Origin of the sequence: Kiloniella sp. EL199 (assembly GCF_900313065.1) — a bacterium.
Lineage (GTDB): Bacteria > Pseudomonadota > Alphaproteobacteria > Kiloniellales > Kiloniellaceae > Kiloniella.
The window spans coordinates 383,687-410,102 of the sequence record NZ_OMPU01000006.1; the positions used below are offsets into that span (position 1 = coordinate 383,687).

Annotated in this window: 27 protein-coding genes; 13 read left to right on the forward strand and 14 right to left on the reverse strand. The window is 44.7% G+C overall.

Annotated features, from left to right (window positions below):
• The first annotated feature begins 155 nt into the window (after positions 1–155).
• Complete coding sequence (cimA, locus tag D9A03_RS05120) at positions 156–1,769, forward strand: citramalate synthase (protein ID WP_120496123.1); 1,614 nt, start codon at positions 156–158, stop codon at positions 1,767–1,769.
• Between the two features lie 49 nt (positions 1,770–1,818).
• Entirely contained in the window at positions 1,819–2,610 is a 792-nt protein-coding gene (locus D9A03_RS05125; RefSeq protein WP_120496124.1) for an RNA methyltransferase, read from the forward strand.
• Between the two features lie 65 nt (positions 2,611–2,675).
• Here D9A03_RS05125 and D9A03_RS05130 read toward each other — a convergent pair whose 3' ends face one another.
• On the reverse strand, positions 2,676–3,830 hold the full coding sequence (locus tag D9A03_RS05130) for a Xaa-Pro peptidase family protein (RefSeq protein WP_120496125.1): 1,155 nt from the start codon (positions 3,828–3,830) through the stop codon (positions 2,676–2,678).
• A gap of 225 nt (positions 3,831–4,055) precedes the next feature.
• Here D9A03_RS05130 and rpsD point away from each other — a divergent pair, with 225 nt between their 5' ends.
• Positions 4,056–4,673, forward strand: coding sequence for a 30S ribosomal protein S4 (gene rpsD / locus D9A03_RS05135; protein ID WP_120496126.1), 618 nt, complete (start codon positions 4,056–4,058; stop codon positions 4,671–4,673).
• A gap of 247 nt (positions 4,674–4,920) precedes the next feature.
• Complete coding sequence (locus D9A03_RS19730) at positions 4,921–5,160, forward strand: hypothetical protein (RefSeq protein WP_162937981.1); 240 nt, start codon at positions 4,921–4,923, stop codon at positions 5,158–5,160.
• Between the two features lie 374 nt (positions 5,161–5,534).
• Here D9A03_RS19730 and grxD read toward each other — a convergent pair whose 3' ends face one another.
• The 6 genes from grxD to D9A03_RS05175 all read right to left on the reverse strand — a co-directional run bounded on the left by grxD (position 5,535) and on the right by D9A03_RS05175 (position 10,904).
• Positions 5,535–5,876, reverse strand: a complete 342-nt coding sequence (gene grxD, locus D9A03_RS05145) for a Grx4 family monothiol glutaredoxin (RefSeq protein WP_046508037.1) — start codon at positions 5,874–5,876, stop codon at positions 5,535–5,537.
• Positions 5,877–5,915: 39 nt separating this feature from the next.
• Positions 5,916–6,152, reverse strand: coding sequence for a BolA family protein (locus D9A03_RS05150; RefSeq protein WP_120496128.1), 237 nt, complete (start codon positions 6,150–6,152; stop codon positions 5,916–5,918).
• A gap of 164 nt (positions 6,153–6,316) precedes the next feature.
• Positions 6,317–8,506, reverse strand: a complete 2,190-nt coding sequence (purL, locus tag D9A03_RS05155) for a phosphoribosylformylglycinamidine synthase subunit PurL (protein ID WP_120496129.1) — start codon at positions 8,504–8,506, stop codon at positions 6,317–6,319.
• Between the two features lie 12 nt (positions 8,507–8,518).
• Positions 8,519–9,208, reverse strand: coding sequence for a phosphoribosylformylglycinamidine synthase subunit PurQ (gene purQ, locus D9A03_RS05160; protein WP_120496130.1), 690 nt, complete (start codon positions 9,206–9,208; stop codon positions 8,519–8,521).
• Positions 9,209–9,298: 90 nt separating this feature from the next.
• Complete coding sequence (purS, locus tag D9A03_RS05165; RefSeq protein ID WP_046508027.1) at positions 9,299–9,541, reverse strand: phosphoribosylformylglycinamidine synthase subunit PurS; 243 nt, start codon at positions 9,539–9,541, stop codon at positions 9,299–9,301.
• A 607-nt stretch (positions 9,542–10,148) separates the two neighbouring features.
• Entirely contained in the window at positions 10,149–10,904 is a 756-nt protein-coding gene (locus D9A03_RS05175) for an NRDE family protein (protein WP_120496132.1), read from the reverse strand.
• Between the two features lie 216 nt (positions 10,905–11,120).
• On the opposite strand from D9A03_RS05175, the gene D9A03_RS05180 reads away from it, so the two are divergent.
• Positions 11,121–11,441 carry a DUF1476 domain-containing protein gene (locus D9A03_RS05180; protein ID WP_120496133.1) on the forward strand — a complete coding sequence of 107 codons (321 nt, stop codon included), beginning with the start codon at positions 11,121–11,123 and terminating at the stop codon, positions 11,439–11,441.
• A 211-nt stretch (positions 11,442–11,652) separates the two neighbouring features.
• A complete protein-coding gene (locus D9A03_RS05185) occupies positions 11,653–11,973 on the forward strand; it encodes a DUF1476 domain-containing protein (protein WP_120496134.1) in 321 nt (106 codons plus the stop codon).
• A gap of 102 nt (positions 11,974–12,075) precedes the next feature.
• Here the strand turns inward: D9A03_RS05185 and purB are convergent, their stop codons facing one another.
• On the reverse strand, positions 12,076–13,467 hold the full coding sequence (gene purB / locus D9A03_RS05190) for an adenylosuccinate lyase (RefSeq protein WP_120496135.1): 1,392 nt from the start codon (positions 13,465–13,467) through the stop codon (positions 12,076–12,078).
• Between the two features lie 293 nt (positions 13,468–13,760).
• On the opposite strand from purB, the gene D9A03_RS05195 reads away from it, so the two are divergent.
• On the forward strand, positions 13,761–14,501 hold the full coding sequence (locus D9A03_RS05195) for a hypothetical protein (RefSeq protein WP_120496136.1): 741 nt from the start codon (positions 13,761–13,763) through the stop codon (positions 14,499–14,501).
• 60 nt (positions 14,502–14,561) lie between these two features.
• Here the strand turns inward: D9A03_RS05195 and radC are convergent, their stop codons facing one another.
• From radC to sfsA, 3 genes are all read right to left on the reverse strand, one after another.
• Entirely contained in the window at positions 14,562–15,245 is a 684-nt protein-coding gene (gene radC / locus D9A03_RS05200) for a DNA repair protein RadC (RefSeq protein WP_120496137.1), read from the reverse strand.
• A 53-nt stretch (positions 15,246–15,298) separates the two neighbouring features.
• Positions 15,299–16,108, reverse strand: a complete 810-nt coding sequence (gene map / locus D9A03_RS05205; protein ID WP_120496138.1) for a type I methionyl aminopeptidase — start codon at positions 16,106–16,108, stop codon at positions 15,299–15,301.
• Positions 16,109–16,187: 79 nt separating this feature from the next.
• Positions 16,188–16,889, reverse strand: a complete 702-nt coding sequence (gene sfsA, locus D9A03_RS05210; protein ID WP_120496139.1) for a DNA/RNA nuclease SfsA — start codon at positions 16,887–16,889, stop codon at positions 16,188–16,190.
• A gap of 260 nt (positions 16,890–17,149) precedes the next feature.
• On the opposite strand from sfsA, the gene D9A03_RS05215 reads away from it, so the two are divergent.
• Together D9A03_RS05215 and D9A03_RS05220 are read left to right on the forward strand one after the other, a co-directional pair.
• Positions 17,150–17,725 carry a hypothetical protein gene (locus tag D9A03_RS05215; protein WP_120496140.1) on the forward strand — a complete coding sequence of 192 codons (576 nt, stop codon included), beginning with the start codon at positions 17,150–17,152 and terminating at the stop codon, positions 17,723–17,725.
• Positions 17,726–17,932: 207 nt separating this feature from the next.
• Positions 17,933–19,177 (forward strand): MFS transporter, encoded by a 1,245-nt coding sequence (locus D9A03_RS05220; RefSeq protein ID WP_120496141.1) that lies wholly within the window; start codon positions 17,933–17,935, stop codon positions 19,175–19,177.
• 67 nt (positions 19,178–19,244) lie between these two features.
• Here the strand turns inward: D9A03_RS05220 and D9A03_RS05225 are convergent, their stop codons facing one another.
• Positions 19,245–20,675, reverse strand: coding sequence for a PepSY domain-containing protein (locus D9A03_RS05225; protein ID WP_216825384.1), 1,431 nt, complete (start codon positions 20,673–20,675; stop codon positions 19,245–19,247).
• A gap of 149 nt (positions 20,676–20,824) precedes the next feature.
• Positions 20,825–21,193 carry a DUF2946 family protein gene (locus tag D9A03_RS05230; protein WP_120496142.1) on the reverse strand — a complete coding sequence of 123 codons (369 nt, stop codon included), beginning with the start codon at positions 21,191–21,193 and terminating at the stop codon, positions 20,825–20,827.
• A 197-nt stretch (positions 21,194–21,390) separates the two neighbouring features.
• On the opposite strand from D9A03_RS05230, the gene D9A03_RS05235 reads away from it, so the two are divergent.
• The 4 genes from D9A03_RS05235 to D9A03_RS05250 all read left to right on the forward strand — a co-directional run bounded on the left by D9A03_RS05235 (position 21,391) and on the right by D9A03_RS05250 (position 24,711).
• Positions 21,391–21,840, forward strand: coding sequence for a YtoQ family protein (locus D9A03_RS05235; RefSeq protein ID WP_120496143.1), 450 nt, complete (start codon positions 21,391–21,393; stop codon positions 21,838–21,840).
• 76 nt (positions 21,841–21,916) lie between these two features.
• The gene (locus D9A03_RS05240; RefSeq protein WP_120496144.1) at positions 21,917–22,642 is read left to right on the forward strand and encodes a molybdopterin-binding protein; all 726 of its coding nucleotides are present in this window, start codon (positions 21,917–21,919) and stop codon (positions 22,640–22,642) included.
• 258 nt (positions 22,643–22,900) lie between these two features.
• Positions 22,901–23,236, forward strand: coding sequence for a PilZ domain-containing protein (locus tag D9A03_RS05245; protein WP_120496145.1), 336 nt, complete (start codon positions 22,901–22,903; stop codon positions 23,234–23,236).
• A 419-nt stretch (positions 23,237–23,655) separates the two neighbouring features.
• Entirely contained in the window at positions 23,656–24,711 is a 1,056-nt protein-coding gene (locus D9A03_RS05250; protein ID WP_120496146.1) for an endonuclease/exonuclease/phosphatase family protein, read from the forward strand.
• Positions 24,712–25,317: 606 nt separating this feature from the next.
• Here the strand turns inward: D9A03_RS05250 and D9A03_RS05255 are convergent.
• Positions 25,318–26,337, reverse strand: coding sequence for a transcriptional regulator GcvA (locus tag D9A03_RS05255; RefSeq protein WP_120496147.1), 1,020 nt, complete (start codon positions 26,335–26,337; stop codon positions 25,318–25,320).
• Positions 26,338–26,416: the final 79 nt, after the last annotated feature.

The window sequence follows — 26,416 nt, forward strand, 5'->3', positions numbered from 1 at the left end:
CATATGTAACATCTTTATAGTTGTAATTCTATCCTGGAAAATTTGTATGACCACTAAGAAAGATCTTTGTTTACAAGGGCTGCAACATTGACCTTTTCGTATCTGTATGGTCAAAAGCAGATATAAATCAATTTCACAAAGAAACTTGTAATAAAATGTCGTCAGGATCCGTAAACGAAAACCGCGTTTTTCTATTTGATTCCACGCTGCGCGATGGTCAGCAGACACAGGGAGTGGATTTCTCTGTTGCTGATAAAATTGCGATTGCGATGGGATTGGATACGATTGGCGTTGATTACGTTGAGGGGGGATGGCCCGGTGCCAATCCCACGGATAACGAGTTTTTTAATGAACGCCCCGATCTGAAAGCGGCGCAATTCGTTGCTTTTGGAATGACACGCCGCCCCGGGCGATCCGCTGAAAATGATCCGGGACTTGCGCCGTTGGTCAATTCGGCTGCGGATGCTGTTTGTATTGTGGGCAAGACGTGGGATTTCCATGTGGATGTGGCGCTGGATATTCCAAGAACAGAAAACATCGACATGATTGGTGAGTCCATTGCCTTTCTGAAAACGCGTAAAAGCGAAGCGATGTTTGATGCGGAACATTTCTTTGATGGTTACAAGGCAAATCCACAATTCGCTATGGATTGCCTGTTATCTGCGTACGACGCTGGAGCTCGATGGATCGTTCTTTGCGATACCAACGGCGGAACTTTGCCGCAGGAAATTCGCCAGATTGTCAGCGAGGTGACGGATAAAATTCCCGGCACGCATCTTGGCATTCATTGTCATAATGATACAGAAAATGCTGTGGCGAACTCTCTGGCCGCGGTTGAAGCAGGTGCCCGTCAAATTCAAGGGACTCTTAATGGATTGGGTGAACGTTGTGGCAATGCAAATCTTGTCTCGCTGATACCATCACTAAAGCTTAAAACGTCTTATGACATTGGTGTTAGTGATGAACAGCTCAAGCGTTTGACCTCTGTTTCTCATATGTTGGATGAACGCTTGAATCGTGCTTCATCCAGTAATGCTGCTTATGTCGGACAGTCTGCGTTCACCCATAAAGGTGGTTTACATGTTTCGGCTGTTGAGAAAGACCCGAAGACCTACGAACACATAAATCCTGAGGATGTTGGTAACAGGCGTCATATTGTCGTGTCGGATCAAGCAGGCCGTTCAAACGTTTTGGCGATGTTCAGGGATATGAATATCAATCTTGATGTTCAGGATAACGGCAAGATGACAACCTTGCTGCAGCGGGTAAAAGATCGGGAATACGAAGGCTATTCCTATGATGGTGCTGAGGCCAGCTTTGAGTTATTAGCACGACGTGCCTTTGGTGAAGTGCCGAAATATTTCTCTCTTTCGCGCTTTCGGGTCATGGATGATCGGCGCTGGGATGCAAAGCATAACCTTGTGACTGAATCAGAAGCCACAGTCCGTCTGGACGTTGGCGGGAATGAAATCATGGAAGTCTCGACTGGTAACGGTCCGGTAAACGCGTTGGATTGTGCCCTACGGAAAGCGTTGTTGCCGTTCTATCCGGAACTTGAGGACATGGTCCTGCTTGATTATAAGGTGCGCATTCTAACGCCACAGGATGGAACGCGCGCGGTGACCCGTGTGATGATTGAATCGGGGGACGGCACAGGACGTAGGTGGACAACAGTAGGTGTGTCGCCAAATATCATTGATGCGTCTTATAATGCGATTAATGATGGCATTACATGGAAGCTTTTCCATGAAAAAGCCAAAAGCATTTAAACCCCAAAAGCATTTAGTCTAAGGTTTGATTTCGAAAATGGAGAATACAGTGGCGGGTACTGATTCCACGCAACCGGATTTGGCTCAACCTTCAAACACAGGTGGTCCGGCGATTATTCTGGTCAAGCCTCAACTTGGTGAAAACATAGGGATGGTAACCCGTGCCATGTTGAACAACGGGTTAACAGAATTGCGCCTTGTAAAGCCGAGGGACGGTTGGCCGAACCCTGCTGCAGAGGCATCAGCGGCAGGTGCAATTGAGGTCTTGGAAAAAGCACAGGTTTTCGAAACGACAGAAGAGGCAATTGCCGATCTGCATAAAGTCTATGCCACGACGGCCCGAACACGGGATATGACAAAACCGGTTGCAGTCCCGCATTATGCGGCCAAGGAAATGCGCGTTTTTGATCAATCATATCAGAAGGTTGGCGTTCTTTTCGGCCCGGAAAAAGCTGGCTTGCATAATGATGATGTTGTTCTGGCTGACACTGTGATCTCTGTTCCGCTGAATCCCAAGTTTTCATCTTTGAATTTGGCGCAGGCTGTCTTGTTGATAGCCTATGAATGGTTTCAACAGGGGGTAGATGTCCCGGATGAAGAACTTTTGCTTGGTAGTTCACCATTAGCCACAAAGGACGAGTTGTTAAATTTTTACAAACGTCTTGAGGCAGCCTTAGATGAATCAGGTTTCCTCTGGCCGCCGGAAAAACGTCCAAACATGGTGCGAAACTTGCGGAATATCTTCCAACGCGCGCATTTAACAGATCAGGAAGTCAATACGTTGCACGGTGTGGTCAAGACGTTACAGCTTGGTCCTCGGGTGCAAAAGCCGAGAAAGTAATTTTTTCTCGGAAAAAAGAGCGCAAGGTGACGTGATTAAACTTTCAGCCTTGCGCGCTTTTAGGTTTACCCGTTCGAAATTAGATCAAGTGGCATTTTCGAGAGGTTTTCACAGCCGTCTTTAGTGACAACGACTGTCTGACCGGGGCACATGGCGGTGTTGTTTTCGCTATCCATCAGGATCATGTGGAGAAAGAATACCATATTCTCCTGCACTTCCACGGGATTGCCATGATAGAACATCGGCCAGTCCATCCAGTTCGGCGCAAATGTTGCCCCAAGACTATATCCGGTGGCGTTAAGTCGGTGTTCCTGCATCCCTGCTTCATCGGCGACCCGCGCGTAGGCATCAAAAACATCACCGACAGCAGCGCCGGGTTTGAGTGTTTCCATACAAGCAGCCATGGCATCCGTTGCTACCTTGTGCATTTCAATCTGGTGAACGGTTGGTGTACCGATTACGATCGTACGCATCATGGCGGCGTGATAGTGACGATAGGCTCCAGCCCATTCCAGTGTAATCTGATCTTCGGCATCAAGATGTCGGCGACCGGTGAAATAACGACAGAGTAGAGCATCCTGCCCTGAGCCAATGATAAACTCATTGCCGGGATAATCTCCGCCGCCTTTGAAGACAGCTCCTTGCATGGCCGCGAGAATGTCACCTTCAAATGCACCGGGCACGCAAAGTGCATTTGCTTCACGCAGGGCATTGTCAGCCAACTCAGCCGCTTTACGTACATATCCTAGCTCTGCAGGGCTTTTTATTACCCTGAGCTGGCTTATCAAGTCAGAAGCATCTTCCAGACGACAGAAACAGTCCAGTGCAGCATATAGACGGCGACCGTTTCGTGCTGTTAATCCATAGGCTTCAAGCTCGACTCCAAAGGTCTTATCTTTCCCACCATGTTCTTCGAGAATCTTTCGAAGGTCCAGTTCGGGTGTTGCATCGGGGCCGTCAACCCATACTCTGACATCGTCGATAATGGATGTATGCCTTGCTTGTCGTAGATCTGCCGATCTGGTCAGCAACGTCATTGTTCCGTCGGAACCGAGATAAAGACACTGGAAGAAAACATAACCAAAAGTGTCATATCCAGTTAGGTAAAACATTGATTCTTGACGGAAAATAAGCATCCCGTCCAAGTTACGCTTTACCATCTCTTCAATAGTTTTTTGACGGCGTTGGGCCAGTTCTTCTTCGGAAAAGTGGATTGCCATTGGCTTAACCTCGTAAAATGGGTAGTTCTGCTGACCTGCAGGAAAGATATAGAAATGTATCTTACGCAGGCTTTGCAATCTGTACAGCGAGAAATAGGTTTGACTTTTGGATGTGTATCCGTATAGTCGCGCCTGCATTCCCGGGAAAGTGGGGCGGCCACAGGCCTGTTCCCCGTCCTTGATTGGAACTACCGGGACACCAAACTTAATATATAGGATATCGAAATGTCCAAGCGTATCGCTGCTAAATATAAAATTAACCGCCGTCTTGGCGTTAATCTTTGGGGTCGCCCAAAAAGCCCCCTAAACCGTCGTGACTACGGCCCTGGTCAGCATGGCCAACGCCGCAAAGGTAAGACTTCTGACTTTGGTACACAGCTTATGGCCAAACAGAAGCTCAAAGGTTACTACGGCAACATCGGTGAAAAACAGTTCCGTCGTTACTTTGCAGAAGCCAACCGTCGTAAAGGCGATACAGGTCAGAACCTTGTTGGCATTCTTGAAAGTCGTCTGGATGCCGTTATTTATCGTGCGAAATTCGTACCTACAGTATTTGCTGCGCGTCAATTCGTGAACCACGGGCACGTTACTGTTAATGGTAAAAAAGTGAACATTCCTTCCTATCAAGTTAAAGAAGGCGATGTGATCGAAGTTAAAGAGAAAAGCCGTCAGATCCCTATGGTTCTGGAAGCTGTTGAATCTGTTGAGCGTGAAGTTCCAGAATATGTAAATTCCGACCTGAAAGCGATGAAAGCTACTTTCGTTCGCGTTCCTGAACTTGCTGATATTCCTTATCCAGTTCAAATGGAACCAAACCTGATCATCGAATTTTACTCCCGCTAATCGGGACGAAAATTCTGTCGGCAGCTTTGTTGACATTAAATGGTTATCAAAAAAGGTTGTCAGTTTTACTGGCAACCTTTTTTGTTTGAGTGAACTCAAAGCTTATATTCTCTAGTATGTCTATATTGCTCCTCGGGATGTTTAGCTAAAAGCTTTCAATCCCTGGAATTGTGCATTCGCCTCTTGTGAAAACCTGTTTTACATGACCAAAGCGATGTTGGACTATTTTTAGATATCCTTTGCAGTCATGGAAGCGAATAAAGGTGTCATAGCCTTGGATACGCTGTCTTCTGCTATTGCTGATACCACGTTCGAGTGTGGTTTGGGATTTGATGGTATTCTGGTCAATATTGTACTTGATAAGTACTTCTTGCATCTGATCTGGGTAGGGATTTGGCGCTGCCGCATGTGTAGGCGACACTATGGTATTACTCAGAGTAAGAGTAGTACTCAAAGCGAAAGCTGTGAAGGTAAAGTATTTCATTGATCGTCATCTCTTTAGGTATCGTTGTCGGGGGGTAGATGATTTATAAGTGGTTGTAGCTAAAGAGATTTAAATGTTTGATTGGAACTAAAAATATCATCTTATTGTGATGTTTTTTTGAGTTTAATAAATACCATATGGAACTCTATATGTTGAAAAAGTTCAGAACGGTTTTCAAATATGGTAGATGTAATTCTTTCTAAGTATTTATATATAATGCCTTAATTAATTTTCTCGCTGAGAATAGGTATTATTGATGTACACCTGCTTTGAGTTTTCAAAGCTATCACAGTGATGTGAGATTTTCAGGCTGAGTCGATAAAAAAGGCCGCCATCGGCGACCCTTTCAATAGACGATCTTTTGTAATGACAGAAGCTTAGGAAGCTTGTTCCTGTGCCTCAAGTCCTTTGTCTTTGAAGAACTGTTGAAGTTCACCAGTCTGGAACATTTCACGTAGAATATCGCAACCGCCAACAAACTCACCTTTGACATAGAGCTGAGGAATGGTTGGCCAGTTACTGAAATCTTTGATGCCTTGTCTAATGCTTGGGTCTTGTAAAACATCAATACCAGTAAATTTAACACCAAGATGGGTCAATATTTGTGCCGCAGTTGCGGAAAACCCACATTGCGGAAACACAGGTGTACCTTTCATGAAAAGTACAACGTCGTTTTCGTTTACTTCCTGACGAATGCGTTCAGCGACAACGTTATCCATAAGGTTTATTCCTTGATCGTATTAATTCAGTAAGATGGCTTAGGTCTGCGGGGCAGAAGTCTGTAAAGCCAGCGCGTGTAACTCATTGCCCATACGTCCTTGGAGGGCTTGGTAAACCATCTGGTGCTGTTGCACGCGGGTTTTCCCTTCAAAGGCAGGCGAAACGACGTAAGCTGCATAGTGATCACCATCACCACGAAGATCTTCAATGGTTACATCTGCTTCGGGCAGTGCATCCCGAATCAATGCTTCGATCTCTGCAGGGTTCATCGGCATAAATACTGTCCTTGTTCTCATTTCTCCGGTTCAGATTGAGAAGCTTGTTCTCGATTCTCAATCCTTTTCAGGTACCACACTACAAAGCTTGTTCGAAAAGATCTACAGGAGAGGTATTTTAAATCCTCTCCTGCGTCAAAACTTCTTTCCGACGGTGAATAAAGTTATCCGGCCATATAGTTTGGCATCCATGCTTCGTTGCATGCACGAAGCTCTGTTACGGATATGGTACTTCCACCTGGTAGCGTCAAGCCATTCCCGCCTGTACAACCAACGACAACGGCGGAAACGCCTACTTCTTCGGCTGCTTCAAGAAAGCTCTCGGCATCACTAATAGAAATCAGGTAACGACCTTGATCCTCACCGAATAACCAAGCCGTTGTCGGTGTTTCAACTTCTGCTGGTTTGATTACTTCTACGCCCATGTTTGATGCAATGGCCATATCGGCAACAGCAGCAGCAAGGCCGCCATCGGATAAATCGTGACAGCTTTTTACAAAACCGCCTTCAATTTGTGATCTGACAAACTCACCGTTTTTACGTTCGGCGGCAAGGTCAACAATCGGTGCATTTCCTTCGCGACGTCCTTCTATCACATCAAGATAGATGGACATGCCAACATGTCCGATTGAATCTCCGATGAGAACCAGACTTTCCCCTTCGGATCCAAAGGCAACTGTTGCTGTTTTGTCCGAATTTTTAATCAGACCGACACCACCGATTACAGGTGTTGGCAGAATGCCTTTACCGTTGGTTTCGTTGTAGAGAGAAACGTTACCGGATACGACTGGGTAATCCAGCGCAAGGCAAGCATCGCGCATGCCTTCGATACAGCCTACAAACTGTCCCATAATTTCCGGGCGTTCCGGGTTGCCAAAGTTCATGTTATCGGTAATAGCCAAAGGTGTTGCGCCAACCGCTGTGATATTGCGATAGGTTTCGGCAACAGCCTGTGCACCACCCCGAACCGGGTTTGCTTTACAATAGCGTGGTGTACAGTCTGAAGTCACAGCAAGAGCACGGTTGGTACCGTGAACACGAACAACGCCTGCATCACCACCCGGGCGTTGGATTGTATCACCCATAACCATGTGATCGTACTGTTCCCACACCCAGCGACGGCTGGACATATTCGGGGAACTCATCAAGGTTTTCAAAGCGTCTGTAGTATCACTTGCTTCTTTGATGTCACTTGCAAGTACGTCTTTTGAATCTGGTGTTGGTACCCACGGGCGATCATATTCCGGAGAATGATGTGCCAATGGTTTGATCGGCAGATCACCAACGACATCGCCGTGGAACTTCAGAACCATGCGCTTGCTATCAGTCAACTTTCCGATAACAGCAAAATCAAGATCCCATTTCTCCATGATAGAGCGTGCAAGATTTTCTTTCCCGGGCTTGAGGATGATCAGCATGCGTTCCTGGCTTTCAGAAAGCATCATCTCGTAAGGCGTCATGCCTTCTTCGCGCTGGGGAACCTGATCCAGATCCAGTTCGACACCCATGTCCCCGGAAGAAGCCATTTCAAAGGAAGATGAGGTTAAGCCAGCAGCACCCATATCCTGAATAGCCACGATGGCATCTGTCTGCATCAATTCCAGGCAGGCTTCTATGAGTAATTTTTCTGTAAAGGGATCACCAACCTGTACGGTAGGGCGCTTTTCATCCGATGCATCATCGAACTCAGCAGAAGCCATGGTAGCACCATGAATACCGTCGCGGCCTGTTTTGGAACCAACATAAACAACGGGATTACCAACGCCAGATGCCTGAGCTGTAAAGATACGATCAGCTTTTGCCAAACCGACCGTCATGGCATTTACAAGGATATTGCCGTTATAAGAAGGATCAAATTCAACTTCACCAGCAACTGTTGGAACTCCAACGCAATTACCATAGCCACCAACACCGGCAACAACACCAGATACTAGATGACGTGTTTTGGGATGATCAGGTTCACCAAACCGCAGTGCGTTCACATTGGCAATTGGACGGGCACCCATGGTGAAAACATCACGCAGAATACCACCGACACCTGTTGCTGCACCTTGATAGGGTTCGATAAAGCTTGGATGATTGTGGCTTTCCATCTTGAAGATAGCAGCATTGCCGTCACCAATATCGATGACACCAGCGTTTTCGCCGGGACCCATAATGACTTGTGGCCCTTCGGTAGGAAGAGTTTTAAGCCACTTTTTTGATGATTTATAAGAGCAGTGCTCGGACCACATAACTGAGAAGATACCCAGTTCCAGAAGGTTGGGTTCACGACCCATAATTTCGAGAACAAGGGCGTATTCTTCTTTGTTGATCCCGTGTTCAGCGACGATTTCAGGGGTAATTTCACTCATTCTTTTATCACCTTATGAAAGTGCCGCAACAAGGCTATCAAACATGGGGCGTCCATCTGTACCGCCCAGAACATCCTCGCAAAGGCGTTCAGGGTGAGGCATCATGCCTAAAACATTGCCCTTTTCGTTATAAACGCCAGCAATATTATTCAGAGAGCCGTTCGGATTGCTTGCATCACTAACACTGCCATCTTCGGCACTATAGCGAAAGGCAACTTGTCCATTGTTTTCCAAGGTTTTTAAGCTTTCTGCATCCACGAAGTAGTTTCCATCGTGATGGGCAACAGGGATACGGATGTTTTGTCCTGCCTGATATTGCTTTGTGAAGACTGTGTCGTTGCGTTCTATTTTGAGATGAATATCCCGGCAGACAAATTTTAGGTTGCTGTTACGCATCAGTGCGCCGGGCACCAGACCACATTCTGTCAGGATTTGAAAACCATTACAGATACCTAAAACTGGGACACCTTTGTTGGCACGGGCGACAACTTCTTTCATAACGGGTGATTTCGCTGACATCGCTCCACAGCGAAGATAATCGCCGTAGGAAAATCCGCCAGGAAGGCAAATCAGATCAACATCATCAAAGTCGGCATCTTTATGCCAGACCATCTGGGGTTCAGATCCCATGGATTGACGCAACGCGACCTGAATATCTCGGTCACAGTTGGATCCTGGGAAAACGATAACCGCCGCTTTCATTGGCAAGTTCCTCGTAGTTTGAAATTACAGTAAGCCATTACAGATCTTTCAGTCGTGATTGCAGAAATGTGTTTCTGCAAAAGCACGAACTTACTGTTCCAGATCGATGGAATAGTTTTCGATCACAGTGTTTGCCAAAAGCTTTTCGCACATGGCTGTAACGGTTTCGCGTGCTTTTGCTTCATCAGTCTCTTGGATGTCAAGTTCGATGAATTTTCCCTGGCGTGCCTCGTTAACACCATCAAAGCCCAAGGAGCCCAGTGTGTGTTCAATCGCTTTGCCCTGAGGGTCTAGGACTCCGTTTTTCAGAGTGACATGGATGCGCGCTTTCACCCGTATTCTCCATTATTCAGTTGCGAACAGAAACCGCTTTTATGGCCTCTGATAAGCTACTTTCGTTTAAACAACTTGGGGACCTTTTAAAGGCCCCCGCTACAATGAACCTTTAGGTTCAGATTTCATTCTCAATTCTGCCCGACAATGTACGAAGAAACATCGTAAGCTTCTGCATGGCTGTTGTTCTTTTATCGTAAGCAAAAGTTATCAGGCTATTGAGGGAATTTCTTATAGATAGATACGATAGAACTGATCCACTGCCAGCAGGCAAGGGTGACAGGCAATAGTGTAATGTGCCCGTTAAAGAGGCCAATGGTTTGCCTTTGAAAAACGGCTTGCCCGGCATTCGCTCAGTCCCTTGGGTTTCTACCCAGAAAGAGATAACAAAGGATGGATGCTTGTTTCCATTCCTATACATTCGCGGTCCATATAGCAGTCTGTGCTATAGAAGACAATCCTAGTTTGGCTTTTGTACTTATATAGAATTTTATAAGAAAAAATTCTTTTTGGTTTAGCAGGATTAACTACTTAATATTACAGATCATTCTGATTGAATATGTTGTTTTTTAGTTGATGCTTTATGATTGAGTAACTTCAATAGGCTTTATATCTCTACGTCTTCAAAAGGTATGTCGCTGGGTTTACCATTGGCAAACCACCACTTTATTTTTTCTGGAGTCCCTTTCGCTGTCATGGCCTTTGGGGCGGGAAGGGCGATAAGAGAGGATGAGGTTGTCTCAAAACCTGTTGACGTTTCTACTGTCATTGCTGCCTTGGGATAAGGGTTTTTCCGAGCCAAAATTTCTTTCCAGCCTGACCAATCATTTGCGTCAACATCGGGAATAGAGTTCGCAAAATCCTGTCTGTGAGTTGTAATACGCGGGCTATCATCGTTGCCATCACCAGCTGTGATCATGAAAATTCCTTTGGGGATGGGGAATACTTCTACTGCGCCGGGGCCATTTTCTGTATCATTACGTAACCAGAAAGCTTTTTTATAATCTGCAATAATCAAGTTGAAGCTTCTGTATGCTGCAGTATTTAAATCAGCAAGTGCCATCGCGGCATCATAAGAATCGGCATGATCCAGAGCCTCCAGAACCAATTCGCCTCTGCTGCGTTTATCTACTTGAGTGCCTAAGCTTCCGCGGCGATTTAAGACGCAGGAAAGAAGGCCGTAATCATTTGTCCCCAGCCAGGTACCCCCAGCAAGTTCATCCAGGCCAGCCACAATTTCTGGTCGATCATGCCAATGTCGCCCAGGGGGAAGCCAGGGACGATCATTCATTTCATCTCGATTGCCTGCAAATAAAAGGGGCCATTTATGACCCGGGCGAGAAAGAAGGGTAACGGTACACATAGTTCCTACTATAAAATGGGTTCCTGCTATAAAATGGAATTATATTCATAAAATTAGTGAGTTTCCCTTGCAGAAGTGAAGGGGTATGACAAAATATATAACAGATGGTTCAATGAATGGCTTTCAGTAATTTTGTAAACTGATTTCGTACTGAAATAACCACCAGTTTTAAGTTCAAGAGTAAAAAATTAAGTTCAGGCAAGGAGTCTTTGTTTTATGATTAACATTAGTGACCGCGAAAAGGCATTTGAAGACAAATACCAGCATGATGAAGAGTTGCGGTTCAAAACAGAAGCACGCCGTAACAAACTTCTTGGGCTATGGGCCGCTGATTTGATGGGACTTACCGGAGATGCTGCTGAGGAATATGCAAAGACAGTTATTAAAGCAGACTTGATTGAACCCGGTGACGAGGATGTAAAACAAAAAGTTCTGAAGGATTTTCAGAGTCGTAATATCGATAAATCAATCCATCAGTTAGAGCGTCAAATGGCTGACTTGATGGAAGAAGCTAAAAAACAGCTAATGAGTGAATAACAGGCTGTTAGCTTGTGGTACTTTACTACTCAAAAGGAGCTTCCCACGGAAGCTCCTTTTTTGCTTTTTAGGGATCTCAATCTCTTTTACTCCAGTGGCTGATTAAAATTAACGTATAAACTTTTGGTTATTAAGTTGCCTCTATATTGAAATATAAAAGTGTGTTTCAGGATCTTTTATATTTCAGTCTCTATTTAGGGAAATGTAGAACATGGATGCATTACAGGAATTGAAAGAAGCTCATGAAAACAAGTTCAAACATGAGCAGGATATCCTCTTTAAGGCCAAAATTCGCCGAAACAGATTAGTCGGGCTTTGGGCTGCTGAATTGATGGAACTCTCAGCCAGTGACGCCGAGACGTACGCAGAAGAGCTGGTGGAATTACATATCAAAGATACTGGACGTGATCGTTTGCAGGTTAAGATTGTTGACGATTTTACACGGTATGGAGTTCATAAATCCGAACATCGTATTGAGCGACAAATTCAGGATTTCATGAATCAAGCTTTAGAATTGGTAAAAATTGAGTAGGTACTAACTTTGGGGAAGAAGCATATAAAGAAAGCCCCGATTTCAGAGCTTTCTTTTCATTAGGTAATGCAACTTGAGATCATATAGTGATCTCTCACATACTTATTTTCCAAAAATCCGCTCGAAAATGCGATCAACATTTTTGGTGTGATAGCTGATTGAATCTTCATCCAGAAGTTTACTGAGTTTTTCAACACTCAGAATTTCCATCAAGCCTTCGTCTTTAGACATAAAGAAGAAGAAACGATTGTCGTGTTCTTGTGCCTCTTTTTCCACGGCATCAAGTTCCGCTGGGGAATCCGGGTTGTCGGGATCAATGCCATAGCTTTTCCATACACGCATGGCGTTGCGTTGAACAATGCGATAGGCATCTTCGCGGCTGACGCCATTCTGAGTGAGGTAAAGTAATACCCGCTGGGCGTCGTGGATCCCGCCGAAGTTGTTCATATGGTCCAGCATATTTTGCGGATAGACCACAAGCTTTTCAATGGTGCCAGCCAGACGATTAAGTGCAAAATCAAGCGTTACAGTCGCGTCTGGACCGATCATACGTTCGACGGAAGAGTGCGAAATATCTCGCTCGTGCCATAGGGCAACATTTTCCAGCGCAGGTGTTACTGCGGAACGAACAATACGTGCCAATCCGGTCAGGTTCTCTGTCAGAATTGGGTTACGTTTGTGAGGCATCGCAGAAGAACCTTTTTGGCCCGGAGCAAAATATTCCTGTGCTTCACGAACTTCTGTGCGCTGTAAATGACGAATTTCAGTGGCAATGTTTTCGATAGAAGAAGCGATGATACCCAGAACTGCAAAGTAATTTGCATGACGATCACGTGGGATAACTTGAGTTGAAATTGGCTCAGGCGTCAGGCCCATTTTTTCGGCTACATGTTCTTCTACAGACGGGTCAACATTGGCAAAGGTACCGACTGCACCCGAAATCGCGCAGGTTGCAATTTCATCACGTGCTTGTTGCAGACGTTTTTTGTTACGATCCATTTCCGCAAAGAAACGAGCAAACTTAAGGCCCATAGTAACTGGCTCTGCATGAATGCCGTGCGAACGACCAATACAAGCCATATGTTTTGTTTCTTTGGCACGTTTTTCCAGTGCAGCCAACAGACGATCCATATCGGCAAGTAAAATATCTGCAGCCTGTGACATTTGAACGGACAGGCAGGTATCTAACACATCAGAGGATGTCATGCCTTGATGTACAAATCTGGATTCTTCACCCACGTTTTCCGCAAGTTCAGTCAGGAAGGCAATGACATCATGTTTGACTTCTACTTCGATTTCATCAATGCGTGCAATGCGTTCCGGAGTATAAGGCTTTTGACCTTTTTCCCAGATGATGGCCACAGCTTCTTTAGGGATAACACCCAGAGATGCCTGGGCGTCACAAGCATGTGCTTCAATTTCAAACCAGATACGAAATTTATTTTCTGCTTCCCAGATTGAAGTCATTTCTGGGCGACTATAACGTGGGATCATGGTGCTTTTGTTCCTTTGGGAAAGTGCACAAAGTTATGGCAAATTTTTATTGCCAACAATCTCAGGGTGAAACAAGCGAAGTTGTCAGCTTCTGTCAACTGTTATAGTGAATTTATCTTCTTCTTTCTCCCTGGGACAATGTCGCTCTGCCTATCTAACTATGGCTGAGTTTGATAATAAGCGTTGTATATACATACAACTTTATGTCCTAATGCTCCTGTCTTTTAACAACCTCTTTCTTGTGCTATAGCCCTCGACCATAAAAAATTAATGAAAAATTCATTGAGGCGGATGTGACACAAAATTCAGCAAATAATGCTGATAACCTAACTGATTTTTCCAAACTTTATTGGCAGTGGCTACCATTGTTAATGGTAGTGGTTATGGTTATCGGTCGTACAGTTTTCCCGGACTGGGCAGAGTACGAATACTATATTGAGAGTGAACGACGCGGCATTGTTGAGAATGCTGCTTTTGTTATGTTGGTACCAGCAGTTATTTTCGGTTTCCTGGCTTGGCGCATGCGCGATGCTCTACCGTCAAAATACCTTGGCTACTGGTTAATGCTTTGTACTATTGCAGTCTTTATCGCTGCGGGTGAGGAAGCAAGTTGGGGGCAACATTGGTTCCAGTGGGAAACACCAGAAGGCTTGGCTGCCATTAATGATCATAATGAAACCAATTTCCACAATACGCTTAACGGTCATGATACAACAATAAAATCAATTATCATGATCGGTATGGCGATCGGGACGATTGTTATCCCACTTATTATCAAGTTCGGGTATATGGCAAAACCAGCTATGGGAAGTGCTCTTTACTGGCTGTTTCCAACCGTTGTTGGCTTGCCAGTTACTATTTATTGCCTTGTCAGTCGTGTGCTGAGGCAGCTTTTTCAGAAGTGGACCCGGCTAGATGAGCATATGTATTTTGATATGGATTTGAACGAACTAAGCGAGTTTTATGTTGCTTGTTTCTTATTTTTCTATCTCTTTTCGTTCTGGTATCGCTTGCGTCAAACTAGAGCATCGTAAATTGAACACTTGTTCTCGGAAAAGGTCGTCTATGGGTGACCTTTTTATTGGTGCTTTGTTTTACAGTAACCCGAGATGTCGGAAGCTGCTGTTGCCAGTTTTGCTGATGATTAAATGATCATGCAGTTCAATGCCAAGCTTTCCACAAATTTCCTTGATTTCTTTTGTCATGGTTATATCTGCTGGCGAGGGTGAAGGATCTCCGCTGGGGTGATTATGAACCATAATCAAGGCAGAGGCGCTGAGTTCTAAAGCTCTTTTCACGACTTCGCGTGGGTAAACAGGGGTGTGGTCTATTGTGCCTTTTTGCTGGATTTCATCAGCAATCAGCCGATTTTTTCGATCCAAAAAAAGAAGCCGAAACTGTTCAACTTTTTCTCGGGCCATAATGATCTTGCAGTATTCTAACAGTCTGTCCCAGGTATCAATTACCGGATGATCAAGGATAGCATCTTTAGTCAAACGCCGGGCAGCTTCGGGAATGAGCTTAAGAAGTGATGCAGCTGCATCCCCCACACCGGTCACTTGTTTAAGTTCATTTGGTGAAGCTGCAAAAACTTCGGCTAAAGATCCGAACGTTTCGATTAGTTTTTTAGCCAGGGGTTTTGTATCCCCACGCGGATTAACACCAAAAAGGAGAAACTCAAGCACCTCATAATCAGCAAGGCTCTCAGCACCTTTTTCCAACAGGCGCTGGCGCAACCTATCGCGATGACCATGATAATGAGGTTTTTCTGTTTTCAAACCAATGCCCGAGTAAGTCCAAATTTAAGAATATTTACCAGAATTAAGAATATTTAATCGTAAGGTGGTTTATGCCAGCCTTTGGGGGAGAGGGTGAAAATTTCACATCCATCTGCAGTTACGCCCAGCGTGTGTTCGTATTGCATTGAGAGAGACTTATCCTTGGTGACGGCTGTCCAGCCATCATTGAGAACTTTGACCGCATATTTACCCCCGTTAATCATGGGTTCGATGGTAAAGATCATTCCCTCTAACAGGCGTGCCCCTTTTCCAGCTTGGCCATAGTGCAAGACGCTGGGTGGTGTGTGGAAGCTACGACCAATGCCGTGGCCACAAAAATCTTCGACGACTGAAAAGCGATTTGCCTCGGCATAGGTTTGAATGGCGTGGCCAATGTCCCCCAGTGTTGCACCGGGCCTAACCACTTCAATGCCGCGCAATAAACATTCGTAGGTGACTTCACTAAGACGCTTGGTTTTCACGTTTGGTTTGCCGGCAAAAAACATGCGGCTGGTATCGCCATGCCATTCATCCAAAATAACCGTGACATCAATGTTCAGACTATCTCCATCACGCAGGATTTTATCTTCACCCGGAATTCCGTGACAAACAACATGGTTGACTGAAGTGCAGATTGATTTTGGAAAACCTTTGTAGTTCAGCGGTGCTGGAACTGCATTATGTGAGGTAATAAACTCGTGACAGAGATCATTGAGCTTACCTGTGGACACGCCTGGCTGTACATAAGGTGTAATGAAGTCCAGGGTTTCCGCAGCCAGCCGTCCGGCTTTGCGCATACCAGTAAAATCTTCTTCTGTGTAGGTTACAAACTGTCGTTCTTCACGTGTCAGATTGTCGATCACGTTATCTCTTCCATTTCTTACGAGTCTTACCAATACGTCGTTTATTACGTACAGTATTCTATAATATGATAATGCACGCCTATATACCTAGCTCTAGCGGCTTATCCAAGTGAATTCCCTCTGGCGTTACATTACAGCTATAGGCGATAATCTCAACACCCCGTGACATTGCAACTTTCAGGGCGTCAGCATAAACCGGATCAATGTCTTTGGCGGGAACAAATTGGGTGCAATCCCCACGTTGTGTAAGGTAGAACATGACGGCTCTGTGGCCTTCTTCTACCATGTCGCCCAGCTCCTGAAGGTGCTTTGTGCTTCTGCTAGAGACAGCGTCCGGGAATTCTGCCACACCGGGTTCTCTGCTCAGAGTGACTGATTTGATTTCAACATAACAATCCGCTTTGTCTTCGGCTTGCAAAAAAACATCAATTCGAGAATTCTTACCGTATTTAACTTCACGCTTGATTGTTGTATAGCCTGTCAAAAGCGGAATGTTCCCCGCAGAGATCTCTTCGAAGACAAGCTTGTTGGGAATGGCTGTATTAACCCCTACAGGTGTTTTTCCGGCGGCCCCGATTTCCCAGGTGTATTTTAGCTTTCGTTTCGGATTGTCTGACTCTGAAAGCCATACAGATGAGCCAGCCTCGACAAGGCCGAGCATTGAACCTGTGTTTGTAGTATGTGCAGTCACAATGGTGCCGTCTGTCAGCTCTACGTCAGCTAAAAAGCGTTTATATCTTTTTACGAGTTTGCCGGGAATTAGGGGGGTATCAAATTTCATAAGATCCTCTTTTTTATGACCTTAGTCGTTTCGAACTTTTTATAGCAAGGGAAATTAATAAAGAACTCACATATGTTGTGTAAGATAGGGCGGTGTTATCGAAAAGGTGCTCAAGTACCATTTATATCACTTGCCAAAGACTTGGAAGCCAGTACAAGGTGTTATTAACGTTTCATACGCTGTTATTTATGCCAAGCCTGTTTAATAACAGCTATTTATTTGTCCATTGATTTATCTATTACGTTATCGGGAGAATTTTTATGAATTGCCGCCATGTTCTTACCGCTTCTGCAGTTGCAATCCTGCTTTCAGGGTGTGCTTTTGGTGGTAAAAGCGAACAAGCGGCTCCAAAGCAGCCGAAGACCTATTCTTCTTCTCCTGCTTTGGCTGTTCCGCCAAGTGGTAATTCGAACGAAGTTATTAATCAAAATGTGACAGGCACAGTAAATCAGACTGGGGATAGCCTGAGTATTAGTGACCAGCCGGTTACGAATAGCTACCCTTATGGTTCTGCAGAACCAGCCCCGGCACCGGCAGCACCTCAGGGGCAACCGATTATCAAGGCACCTGATGGCAAGTTGTACTCTGCAGAAACACCCAAAACTCAAACAGATCACGAGAATGATGTTGCGTCCTGTCATTACTATGCAAGAGGCCTTGTTGCACATGATGCGCGGATTGAAGATGACCGTGGTGGCAGCTTTGGTGACAGTCTTGGTGGGGGAACTTCTTCTCTTTTAACTTTACGTCAGAATATCGACAGAAAAGATGTTAAGAAAAGACAGGCTATTCACTTCAATCGCTGTATGCAAACCAAAGGTTATTATCAGAGATAATAGCAATTTAACTTTCACAGTTTATTGACAAAACAGCTCGCGGCGTTTTGGATCTGATTTTTATCTTGGCCCGGAAAACCTTGCTCATTGAGCAATTCAAGCTATTCTCAATTTAGAATGTACCTTTTGGCCTATAACATTCTTTTGGGCCGGTTTCCCTTGTCGGCAAAGAACGTCTTCCTTCAGGCTTAATCCACAGGCTTAATCATGGTCAATTTTATTTTGGCAAATGCACGGTTTCTGGCATTTGGTTTTGTTATCGCTTTTGCATCAAGTTTTGGACAAACGTTTTACGTTTCTTTATTTAATCAGGAAATTCGTACCGAACTAAACTTATCTCATGGTGATTTTGGAGCATTTTATTCTGCTGCGACTTTGATTAGTGGTTTTGCTGTTATCTGGTTTGGCAAGCAGATTGACCATATGGATTTGCGGCTCTACAGCTACCTGGTAATCATTGGGCTGGGTGTAGCTGCATTGGGTCTGGCTTTCATCCCTTCAGGTTTGCCCTTTTTGATTTTACCACTGTTTTTCCTTGTTCGGTTATGTGGGCAAGGCCTTATGAGTCATATCTCTGTAACGGCAATGGCGCGGTACTTTCACGATAACAGAGGGCGGGCGATTTCTATTGCCTCGTTAGGCCTTTCGCTAGGCGAAGCAAGTTTGCCCTTGTTGACGATATGGTTGCTGAGTTTATTGAGCTGGCGTGAAGCCTGGGTTTTGAATGCCGGGTTTTTAGGTTTCGTTCTAATGCCTTTGGTGTTTATGCTTTTGCGTGGGCATAGCGAACGTGATGCACGCATGAATGAGCAAATTAAAAATCAGTCGTTAGCATCAGGAAGTAATAATTTACACAGGCAGTGGATGCGGCGTGATGTTTTGCGTGATCCCGCATTTTATCTGATGTTACCGGGGTTGAGTACTTTGGCTTTTATTGTGACCGGGGTCTTTTTTCATCAAATTCATATTGTGACGGGCAAAGGGTGGTCTATGGCGTGGTTTGCCGGGAACTTCACAATTTACGCTGTGATGATAACCATCAGCGCGGTGATGGCAGGTTCTTTGGTTGATCGCTTTGGTGCTGTACGATTATTGCTTGTTCATATTCCTGTCTTTGTGATTGGATTATTGTTTTTGGGACTATCAGAGCATCTTTATGCTGCAACGCTTTTTATGAGCTTCATTGGTATTTCTGTGGGCTTTGGGTCAACAGTGACGAGTGCTATCTGGGCTGAGGTCTATGGGACAAAGCATATCGGGGCGATCCGTGCAATGGCGATGTCTGTCTCGGTTTTGGCTTCTGCGCTTTCGCCAGCTCTGTTTGGCTGGCTCTTTGATCAGAATGTGTCATCCGAAGCGGTGGTTATGGGCTGTGTTGTCTGGTGTGTGTTAGCCACGATGTGTCTCTGGGGGGCACAAAGGAAAATTCTAAACAGAAAGGCTGGGAGGTAAAGGATACCTCTTTGCTGTGGAGTATCAGAAAAGGGAGGTTATGATACCTCCCTTTGTTGTTCGTGACTTAGTTAAAAGCACGTTTCATAAACGGTAGTTGAGAAAGAATAAGGAGATCTATCGCAAGTACGCCAAGAAGTGTAAGTCCCACCAGGGGAAATGCGAGAGAAAGCAGGAGCATGATAAATACTGCTCCTTTCCATAGTGGAAGGTTTTTTGGCAGGGGGGGTGCTACAAGTCTTCCAGCTCCTTTGGGGCGGCGGATCCACCACATGACAATTCCACTAATGCACAGGAAAATTACCGCAAGGCAGAAAAGGGTGTTTAGTATTGTGTTCCACCAGCCCATATCCCCTTGGTGCAGAGCAATACCAACAGCCATCGATTTGGCCATCAGCGAATAGTCTTCATAGCCAACTTCGCCCAAAATTTTGCCTGTATATTGATCAACGTGAACTGTTTTGTCGCTGGTTGGGGTTTCTGTATCGCCGTCCATAGAGTCTGCGGATATGGTGTAAACACCTGTTGGTGATCCGGGAAGGTTGACACGGAATTGTTTGTTAAAGCCAATGCCATGGGCCAGAACAATGATTGAGTTTAAATTAATTGCATAGCCCTCTGGTATACCAATAGTACCAGCATCGGAACCGGACATAGGCATTTTTGTAAGCTCAAGTCCCCAGGGAACTTCTTTGACCGCGCCGTCATTCATCATGCCGTGATATTGGTCGGAAAGAGGAACGTTATCCCATTTTTCTGCGGGAAAAGTGCTCCAGGGTTGTACAAACTTTCCGCCCCAGATACCTGCCCAGGATAAGCCGGAAATGAGGAAGAAAAACAGGACTATTGAAATATAAAAACCAATAGAGACGTGGAGTTCTTTCCAGATATTGCGTCCTTTTCCGGATAGATCAGGAAACAGAGCGTCTTTTAGACCCTTTCCATTCCGCGGCCACCACAGGTACAGCCCAGTTGCAATCAGAACGATGGTCAGGCCAGCGGCAATTTCCAATAATCGATCTCCGAGATCTCCGATAAGGAGACTGCCATGAATGTCGCTGGCGAAGTAAAACCAGGTGGAATCTTTTTTTACTGCCCCCACAATTTCTGCAGTATAGGGATCAACGGAAACGATAGTTTTTTCACCATCGACTTTGATGGTGAAAAGGCTGGTGCGATCAGCTGCCGGTGGTGGCATATATTGTGTGATGAAACTGCCGGGATAAGCATTAGCGACAGCTCTCTGTTGTGCGGTGGGGAGCAACATTTCTGCTTTCGGCGCTATATAAAGCTTTTCGCCAAAACGGGTTTCAATGGAATTGAAATACACCATGATCAGGCCAGTTATGGCGAGCACGAGAAGAAACGGGATGACATATAATCCGGCGTAAAAATGCCAACGCCAAGCTGCACGATAGAATTTCTGAGATATTGTTTGTGGGGTGGCTTCTGTGCCATCATCGCTCATAGATACATTATTTGTCGCCATATCTGACATGACAAACTCCTGAGTATTCTCATCTTGATGAGATAATTATTTTTGACGCTGATTTTTGGGAGGTGCGTAAACAGCTGGGGGCGAAAAGATTTCGACTGAAAATTCTGTTTATGTAATTCCAAAAACAACAGGTGATATAGAGAGTTTACTTAGGAGGAATAGGGCGGTGCCCTTGAGCCATAGGCCAAATGTCTTTGTAGAGATGCCAGATGACTATCAGAAACTCTGTTGCTTGAGTGTGTTGATAGAGTGACAAGTTCTACATGGTAGCTGAGTACTGATAGATGTTGATCCGCGTGCAGAGAAAACACACAGTCAGAGCTCGTTTCAAGCTGTTGTTCTTCGTCAGAAGGAACCGCAATTTCTTTTATGCCCTCAGGGGTACATATAACAAGGGTAAAACTATCATTGGCAAAACTGGTCATCATCCCTTGCGGAATTAATGAGACAGCAAGAAACTGTAGTAAAAGCACAAGCTTTACTATCTTTCCTGTTACTGTCCCTGATTGCCAGTTCATCAATAAGTCCTTTTGTTATTGTGCTTATAGTTGACAAAAGCGCGTCAGGACAACTCTAAATTTGTGGCAATCCTGAGAAGATTGTTGTTTCGAGAAGGCATTGTTTGTAGCCTGATCAAGTCGTTTGTGTAGCTTTTTTTCTACCATTTTTTCTTTTACTGTTTGCCGTCTTATTATTTGCAAGGACTAAGATTATCATGAATTGGAAGATCTATTTATCTGGCGAAATTCATACAAACTGGCGCGAAGAAATAGAACAACAGGTAAAGGCTTTGGAGTTACCTGTTAAAATCTATGCACCCGTTACTGATCACGCATCTTCTGATGATTGTGGTGTCTCTATCCTCGGGGCAGAAGAAGATAAATTCTGGCATGATAATAAAGGGGCAAGAGTAAACGCGATTCGAACCCGAACACTGATTGAGAAGTCCGACATTGTCGTGGTGTGCTTTGGAGAGAAATATAAACAGTGGAATGCTGCTTTTGATGCTGGTTATGCATCTGCTTTGGGAAAATCGCTGATCATTATGCACGGTCCAGATCATCAGCATGCTTTGAAAGAAGTTGACGCTGCGGCACTTGCTGTTACCCGAACACCGGATGAAGTTGTGAATGTTTTACGATATGTGATCCGTGGAGAGCTTTAATTTACTAGGGAAATACTGACTTAACCTAAGTGGTTTGAAATGTGTCAGCAAAAGCGAATTGGGGTTAAAGGGTAAGATGGAACGTATTTATAAGGCGTGTCTGGTTATCATTGGAAATGAAATTCTGTCAGGGCGCACTCAGGATTCAAATCTCTCTTTTCTAGGTGAACAGCTGAATAAAATCGGGATCAGAATGGAAGAAGCCAGAGTTGTGCCCGATATTCCAGAACGCATCATAAATACCGTTAATGAAGTGCGAAGCCATTTTGATTATGTCTTTACAACAGGCGGGATTGGTCCGACCCATGACGATATAACATCACAATGTGTTGCTGATGCTTTTGCCGTTCCGCTGATTCTTCACCCTGATGCGCACAAGGCAATGTTATCATTTTATGGCGAAGAGCAGTTAACCGAAGCTCGTTTGCGAATGGCCCATGTTCCGCAGGGTGCCAGGTTGATAGAAAATGATATATCGATTGCCCCGGGATATCAGATCGAAAACGTTTTTGTCCTGGCGGGCGTGCCCAAGATAATGCAATCAATGTTCGCTAAGTTGGCACCGGATCTTACGGGTGGGAAACCAATGATTTCCAGAACTTTGACGTCTCATGCAAAAGAGGGCGAAATTGCCAAGGATCTCGGTGATATTCAGCGAAAATACCCTGACGTTGATGTCGGTAGCTACCCGTTTATGGGGCGTGGTGGTACAGGTGTGCGCATTGTGATGCGCTCCACTGATGAAGGTTTACTCATGAAGTGTGAAGAAGAAGTTGATGTTGTTCTTAACAGCTATACATGATCAGTCCAAGCAGTGGTTCATTTGTCAATTAATTGTAAGGTCAGGTATTTTTTCTGCTTAATCACAGATAATAATAGAGTAATGTAAAAAGGTTATGCTTAAATATATTAACCATAGTTGCTACTATAAAAATACCAATAGTATGGTTTTATTTATCATTAGGTTGTTTATTTTCTTGTAATTTTTACGTTTTTGGTTCAGTTTGAAGTGTATGGGATTTTATGAAAATGCACTGAAGTCGACGGGGGATCGATAGAAATGCAAGACGTATTAAAAGCAAATATTGAAGAACGCCGTGGCAAGGCACGTGTTGGCGCTGCTTTGAGCGGAAGCTTGAAATTTGGCCCGGAACTTTCCACAAGTTGCAAAGTAGTGGATGTTTCGGTGACAGGCGTAAAGGTTCAACTTGCTGATACAGTACCTCTCAATAGTGAAGTTACACTCATTTTACCGGGATCGGTTCATTTTGGTGGTGAGGTAATGTGGCGTCATGGGCTGCAGGTGGGCCTGAAGTTTAGAAATGCGCCTGAAAAAATAGCAGAGCGTCTGTCTGGTTTTCTTAGCAGTGACGACATGCGGGTTTTGCATAGTTAAGCGAGATCACCTGTACTTTATCCAAAATTTACCAGGAGATATAAAAAGCTTTGGCGTGTCCAAGTTGGTTATTTTTATTTGAGGAATTTTAGCAGGATTTTCTATTTTTTTGAAAGTCTGTGGTTATCTTCCATCCGGTTTCTTTCAGATGCAGATAAAAAGTATGCTGTGGCCATGTCCAAAGCTTTTTTTGGAAGGGCCTTTGCGTTAGCCTTGGTAGCTGGCGTGTGGGTTTTGGCAATGCTGGAAACTACGCGAGTGCGACAGGCCGTGTAATACCTTCTTGAGCTGTTTCGGAATTCCAAGTGTTATTTCTGAATAGCCAATATTCATATATTTATAACTTTGGTTTATTGTGGGAACTGCTAGGATCTTTTTGTGTTTCCTGTAGAATTATCCTCTTGATTGATGAGAATAAAATGATGGACTTGAAGATTGCCACCTGGAACCTTTATCAATTCGCCAAGCCCGGGACATACTGGTACGAACGTGATGAACGTAATGACTATGAACCGGATCAATGGTCTGAGAAAAAAAACTGGATTGGCGATATGCTGGTGAAGCTAGACGCTGATATTATTGGTTTTCAGGAAATCTTTAGTGTTGATGAGTTCAAGGCTTTTATGACGGAGCAGGGGTATCCACATGTCGCCGTCGTTGATGACCCTGCCATTGATCCGGAAGACGACAGTGTTTTTTTAGGGCCTGTAACAGGTATTGCTTCGCGCCACCCTTTTACTATGCAGCCAGCCGCATTGAAATTTCCTCAGGAATTACGTGATGATACACAGCTTGAAGAAGATTTTAATTTTCGGCGCGCTATCACGCGTGCAGAGATTGATACACCGCAATTTGGCCAGGTTGTAGTGTATGTTTGTCATTTCAAGTCTCAAGGTGCTTTCATTGATAGTGATGCAGTTGCTGCTCATGATGGCTGGAAAACCAGATTTCGCGAACACCTTCGTGCTCGTGCAATAAAAGACACAGATCAACTTGTTCGCCGGAGTGGTGATGCTGCAGGTGTGTATCTCGCAGCAATGGATGAACTGGACGATGACAACAATAAACCCCTTATTGTTGTCGGAGACATGAATGATAATCCCCGGTCATCCACGTTGAGAATTCTCACTCAGCAAGAGTGGATTGATAATATTGCTGGTAAACGGCGTGCCGGTATTGAGGAGGCAAGGGACCGAGCCTGGAATTTTACGTGGCAACTTTTTGATGCTTATAGTCTTTTGCCCAGTCAAAACTCTGCAACTCGCCCTGTGACGCATGCTGCCGGATGGCGTTATCCTGCAGAAACATTAGATTATATTCTTGTCTCTAATGCATTGAATCCAAAAAATCCTCATCATGTAGCATCTGTGACAGATTTGAAGATTTATTCAGATCATTTTGATGATGCGAGTAAACTGTTAACGACAGATCATGCGCCGGTTTGTGTAACATTAACTCCACGACCCGGTGCATAAGATATTGTAAGTATATGTAAGTTTAAATTTTTTGAGTATTAAACTGATTGAATGTTATAGAAATAACAATGCCCTTTAAGATAATCAATCATCTTAAAGGGCATTGTTACAAAGTGGTGCGGACGGCGGGACTTGAACCCGCACGGCCGAAGCCAACGGATTTTCATACCATCTACAGCTTTCACTGCCACGCCTTAGGTGCAAGCACCGCGCGTTTGTGGTCTGGACTATCCCTTCACCATAACAAGGCCTAACTCACTGATCCTTGCCGTAGGTGCTGCCCGTCTAGTCTCTACACCTTCCCAAGTCTCGTTCAAGTCTCAGGCTTGGCTCGGGATTGGCATCATCTTGCGATCTAAGCTTTCCCCGAATTTGAGCAGTTCTACTCTCTGGGTTTCCCCAAAGGCACTCAATTTTTTAAGTCCGTCGTGTCTACCAATTCCACCACGTCCGCACGTGTTGTCTAGGACACTTTGTGGGGAAATCTCTCGCCCGAAAGTGGCTTTGTGTCAATGATTCGTTTTTGACTTTTGAAACTTTTTTTGATTTTTCACCAAATAAAGTATGTGCTCTTGCAATAGGGCAAGAATTTGATTTTCAACGACATTAAAATTTTTGATCACGTGTTTTGTTCTGATCAATATTATGTGTATCGAGGTCTTCGGTGTTCATTTCACCGCTTTCTTTCGCCCGATCCAAGTCAACTTGTACGTTGGGGATGAAGTCATCGGCTGTGGCTTCAGCGAGCAACCATTCCCGGAAAACTTTAATTTTTGTAATCTCTGATGTGCTTTGTGGGGTTACGACATAGTATTGATAGCTTGAAGGGGCCCGTGGTCCAAAAGGGCACACCAGTCGACCGGCTTTAAGATCATCATAAGTAAGAGAGGTGCGGCCTAATGCAACACCTTGTCCTTCTATGGCTGCTTGTAAAATAAGACTGGAATCGTTGTATCCCGGTCCCTTGTCCGGATCTATATCTGTCACGCCGGCGATATGTAACCATCGGCGCCAGTTAACCGCGAACGGCTCTTCACCAACATCATCATGAAGTAATGTGTGATATTTCAGGTCATGCGGTGTTCGAAGTGGAAGAGGGCCTTTTAACAGATGGGGGCTACAGACAACAAAACTTTCGTCTTCCATCATATTATCTACGCGACAACCAGGATATTGCCCCGCCCCGAACCTGATCGCTAAATCGACATCATCTCGTGAGAAGTTGCTTTTTGTAATCGTCGCAGAAACCAGAATATCAATCTCGGGATGTTTCCTGCGGAATTTAGGAAGGCGTGGTAACAGCCATTTTGCGGCAAATGACGGCATCACAGAGACTTTAAGAGTACCGCGATCTCCGCCATCATAAAGCTTCTGCGTGGTAGATTTAATAATATCAAAAGCTTCGCTGACAGCAGGTAATAGAATTTGTGCTTCGTCCGTAAGGATAAGGCGACGATTCATCCGTCGGAAAAGTTGAATTCCCAGATGATCTTCAAGTGACTTGATTTGATGACTAATAGCTGCCTGGGTCACAAAAAGTTCTTGGGCAGCCTTCGTGAAAGAGAGCTGTCGGGCGGCGGCTTCAAAGGCGCGTAAAGCATTCAGAGGGGGCAGGGGTCTTAACATTGTTTCACATTATAAAATCTAATCCGATATATGAAATAACATCGTTTGAGATTGAAATCAAACAGTCATATTTTAACTG

Bases quoted from the DNA above. Each gene is read 5' to 3' on its own strand.
- D9A03_RS05220 (WP_120496141.1), top strand. From the start codon at position 17,933: ATGGTCAATTTTATTTTGGCAAATGCACGGTTTCTGGCATTTGGTTTT.
- D9A03_RS19730 (WP_162937981.1), top strand. From the start codon at position 4,921: ATGGAAGCGAATAAAGGTGTCATAGCCTTGGATACGCTGTCTTCTGCT.
- purB (WP_120496135.1), bottom strand. From the start codon at position 13,467: ATGATCCCACGTTATAGTCGCCCAGAAATGACTTCAATCTGGGAAGCA.
- D9A03_RS05255 (WP_120496147.1), bottom strand. From the start codon at position 26,337: ATGTTAAGACCCCTGCCCCCTCTGAATGCTTTACGCGCCTTTGAAGCC.
- D9A03_RS05245 (WP_120496145.1), top strand. From the start codon at position 22,901: ATGCAAGACGTATTAAAAGCAAATATTGAAGAACGCCGTGGCAAGGCA.
- D9A03_RS05230 (WP_120496142.1), bottom strand. From the start codon at position 21,193: ATGAACTGGCAATCAGGGACAGTAACAGGAAAGATAGTAAAGCTTGTG.
- D9A03_RS05175 (WP_120496132.1), bottom strand. From the start codon at position 10,904: ATGTGTACCGTTACCCTTCTTTCTCGCCCGGGTCATAAATGGCCCCTT.
- D9A03_RS05185 (WP_120496134.1), top strand. From the start codon at position 11,653: ATGGATGCATTACAGGAATTGAAAGAAGCTCATGAAAACAAGTTCAAA.
- purQ (WP_120496130.1), bottom strand. From the start codon at position 9,208: ATGAAAGCGGCGGTTATCGTTTTCCCAGGATCCAACTGTGACCGAGAT.
- D9A03_RS05225 (WP_216825384.1), bottom strand. From the start codon at position 20,675: ATGTCAGATATGGCGACAAATAATGTATCTATGAGCGATGATGGCACA.
- D9A03_RS05235 (WP_120496143.1), top strand. From the start codon at position 21,391: ATGAATTGGAAGATCTATTTATCTGGCGAAATTCATACAAACTGGCGC.
- D9A03_RS05180 (WP_120496133.1), top strand. From the start codon at position 11,121: ATGATTAACATTAGTGACCGCGAAAAGGCATTTGAAGACAAATACCAG.
- D9A03_RS05215 (WP_120496140.1), top strand. From the start codon at position 17,150: ATGAATTGCCGCCATGTTCTTACCGCTTCTGCAGTTGCAATCCTGCTT.
- sfsA (WP_120496139.1), bottom strand. From the start codon at position 16,889: ATGAAATTTGATACCCCCCTAATTCCCGGCAAACTCGTAAAAAGATAT.
- D9A03_RS05150 (WP_120496128.1), bottom strand. From the start codon at position 6,152: ATGCCGATGAACCCTGCAGAGATCGAAGCATTGATTCGGGATGCACTG.
- D9A03_RS05130 (WP_120496125.1), bottom strand. From the start codon at position 3,830: ATGGCAATCCACTTTTCCGAAGAAGAACTGGCCCAACGCCGTCAAAAA.
- purL (WP_120496129.1), bottom strand. From the start codon at position 8,506: ATGAGTGAAATTACCCCTGAAATCGTCGCTGAACACGGGATCAACAAA.
- grxD (WP_046508037.1), bottom strand. From the start codon at position 5,876: ATGGATAACGTTGTCGCTGAACGCATTCGTCAGGAAGTAAACGAAAAC.
- cimA (WP_120496123.1), top strand. From the start codon at position 156: ATGTCGTCAGGATCCGTAAACGAAAACCGCGTTTTTCTATTTGATTCC.
- D9A03_RS05240 (WP_120496144.1), top strand. From the start codon at position 21,917: ATGGAACGTATTTATAAGGCGTGTCTGGTTATCATTGGAAATGAAATT.
- rpsD (WP_120496126.1), top strand. From the start codon at position 4,056: ATGTCCAAGCGTATCGCTGCTAAATATAAAATTAACCGCCGTCTTGGC.
- D9A03_RS05250 (WP_120496146.1), top strand. From the start codon at position 23,656: ATGATGGACTTGAAGATTGCCACCTGGAACCTTTATCAATTCGCCAAG.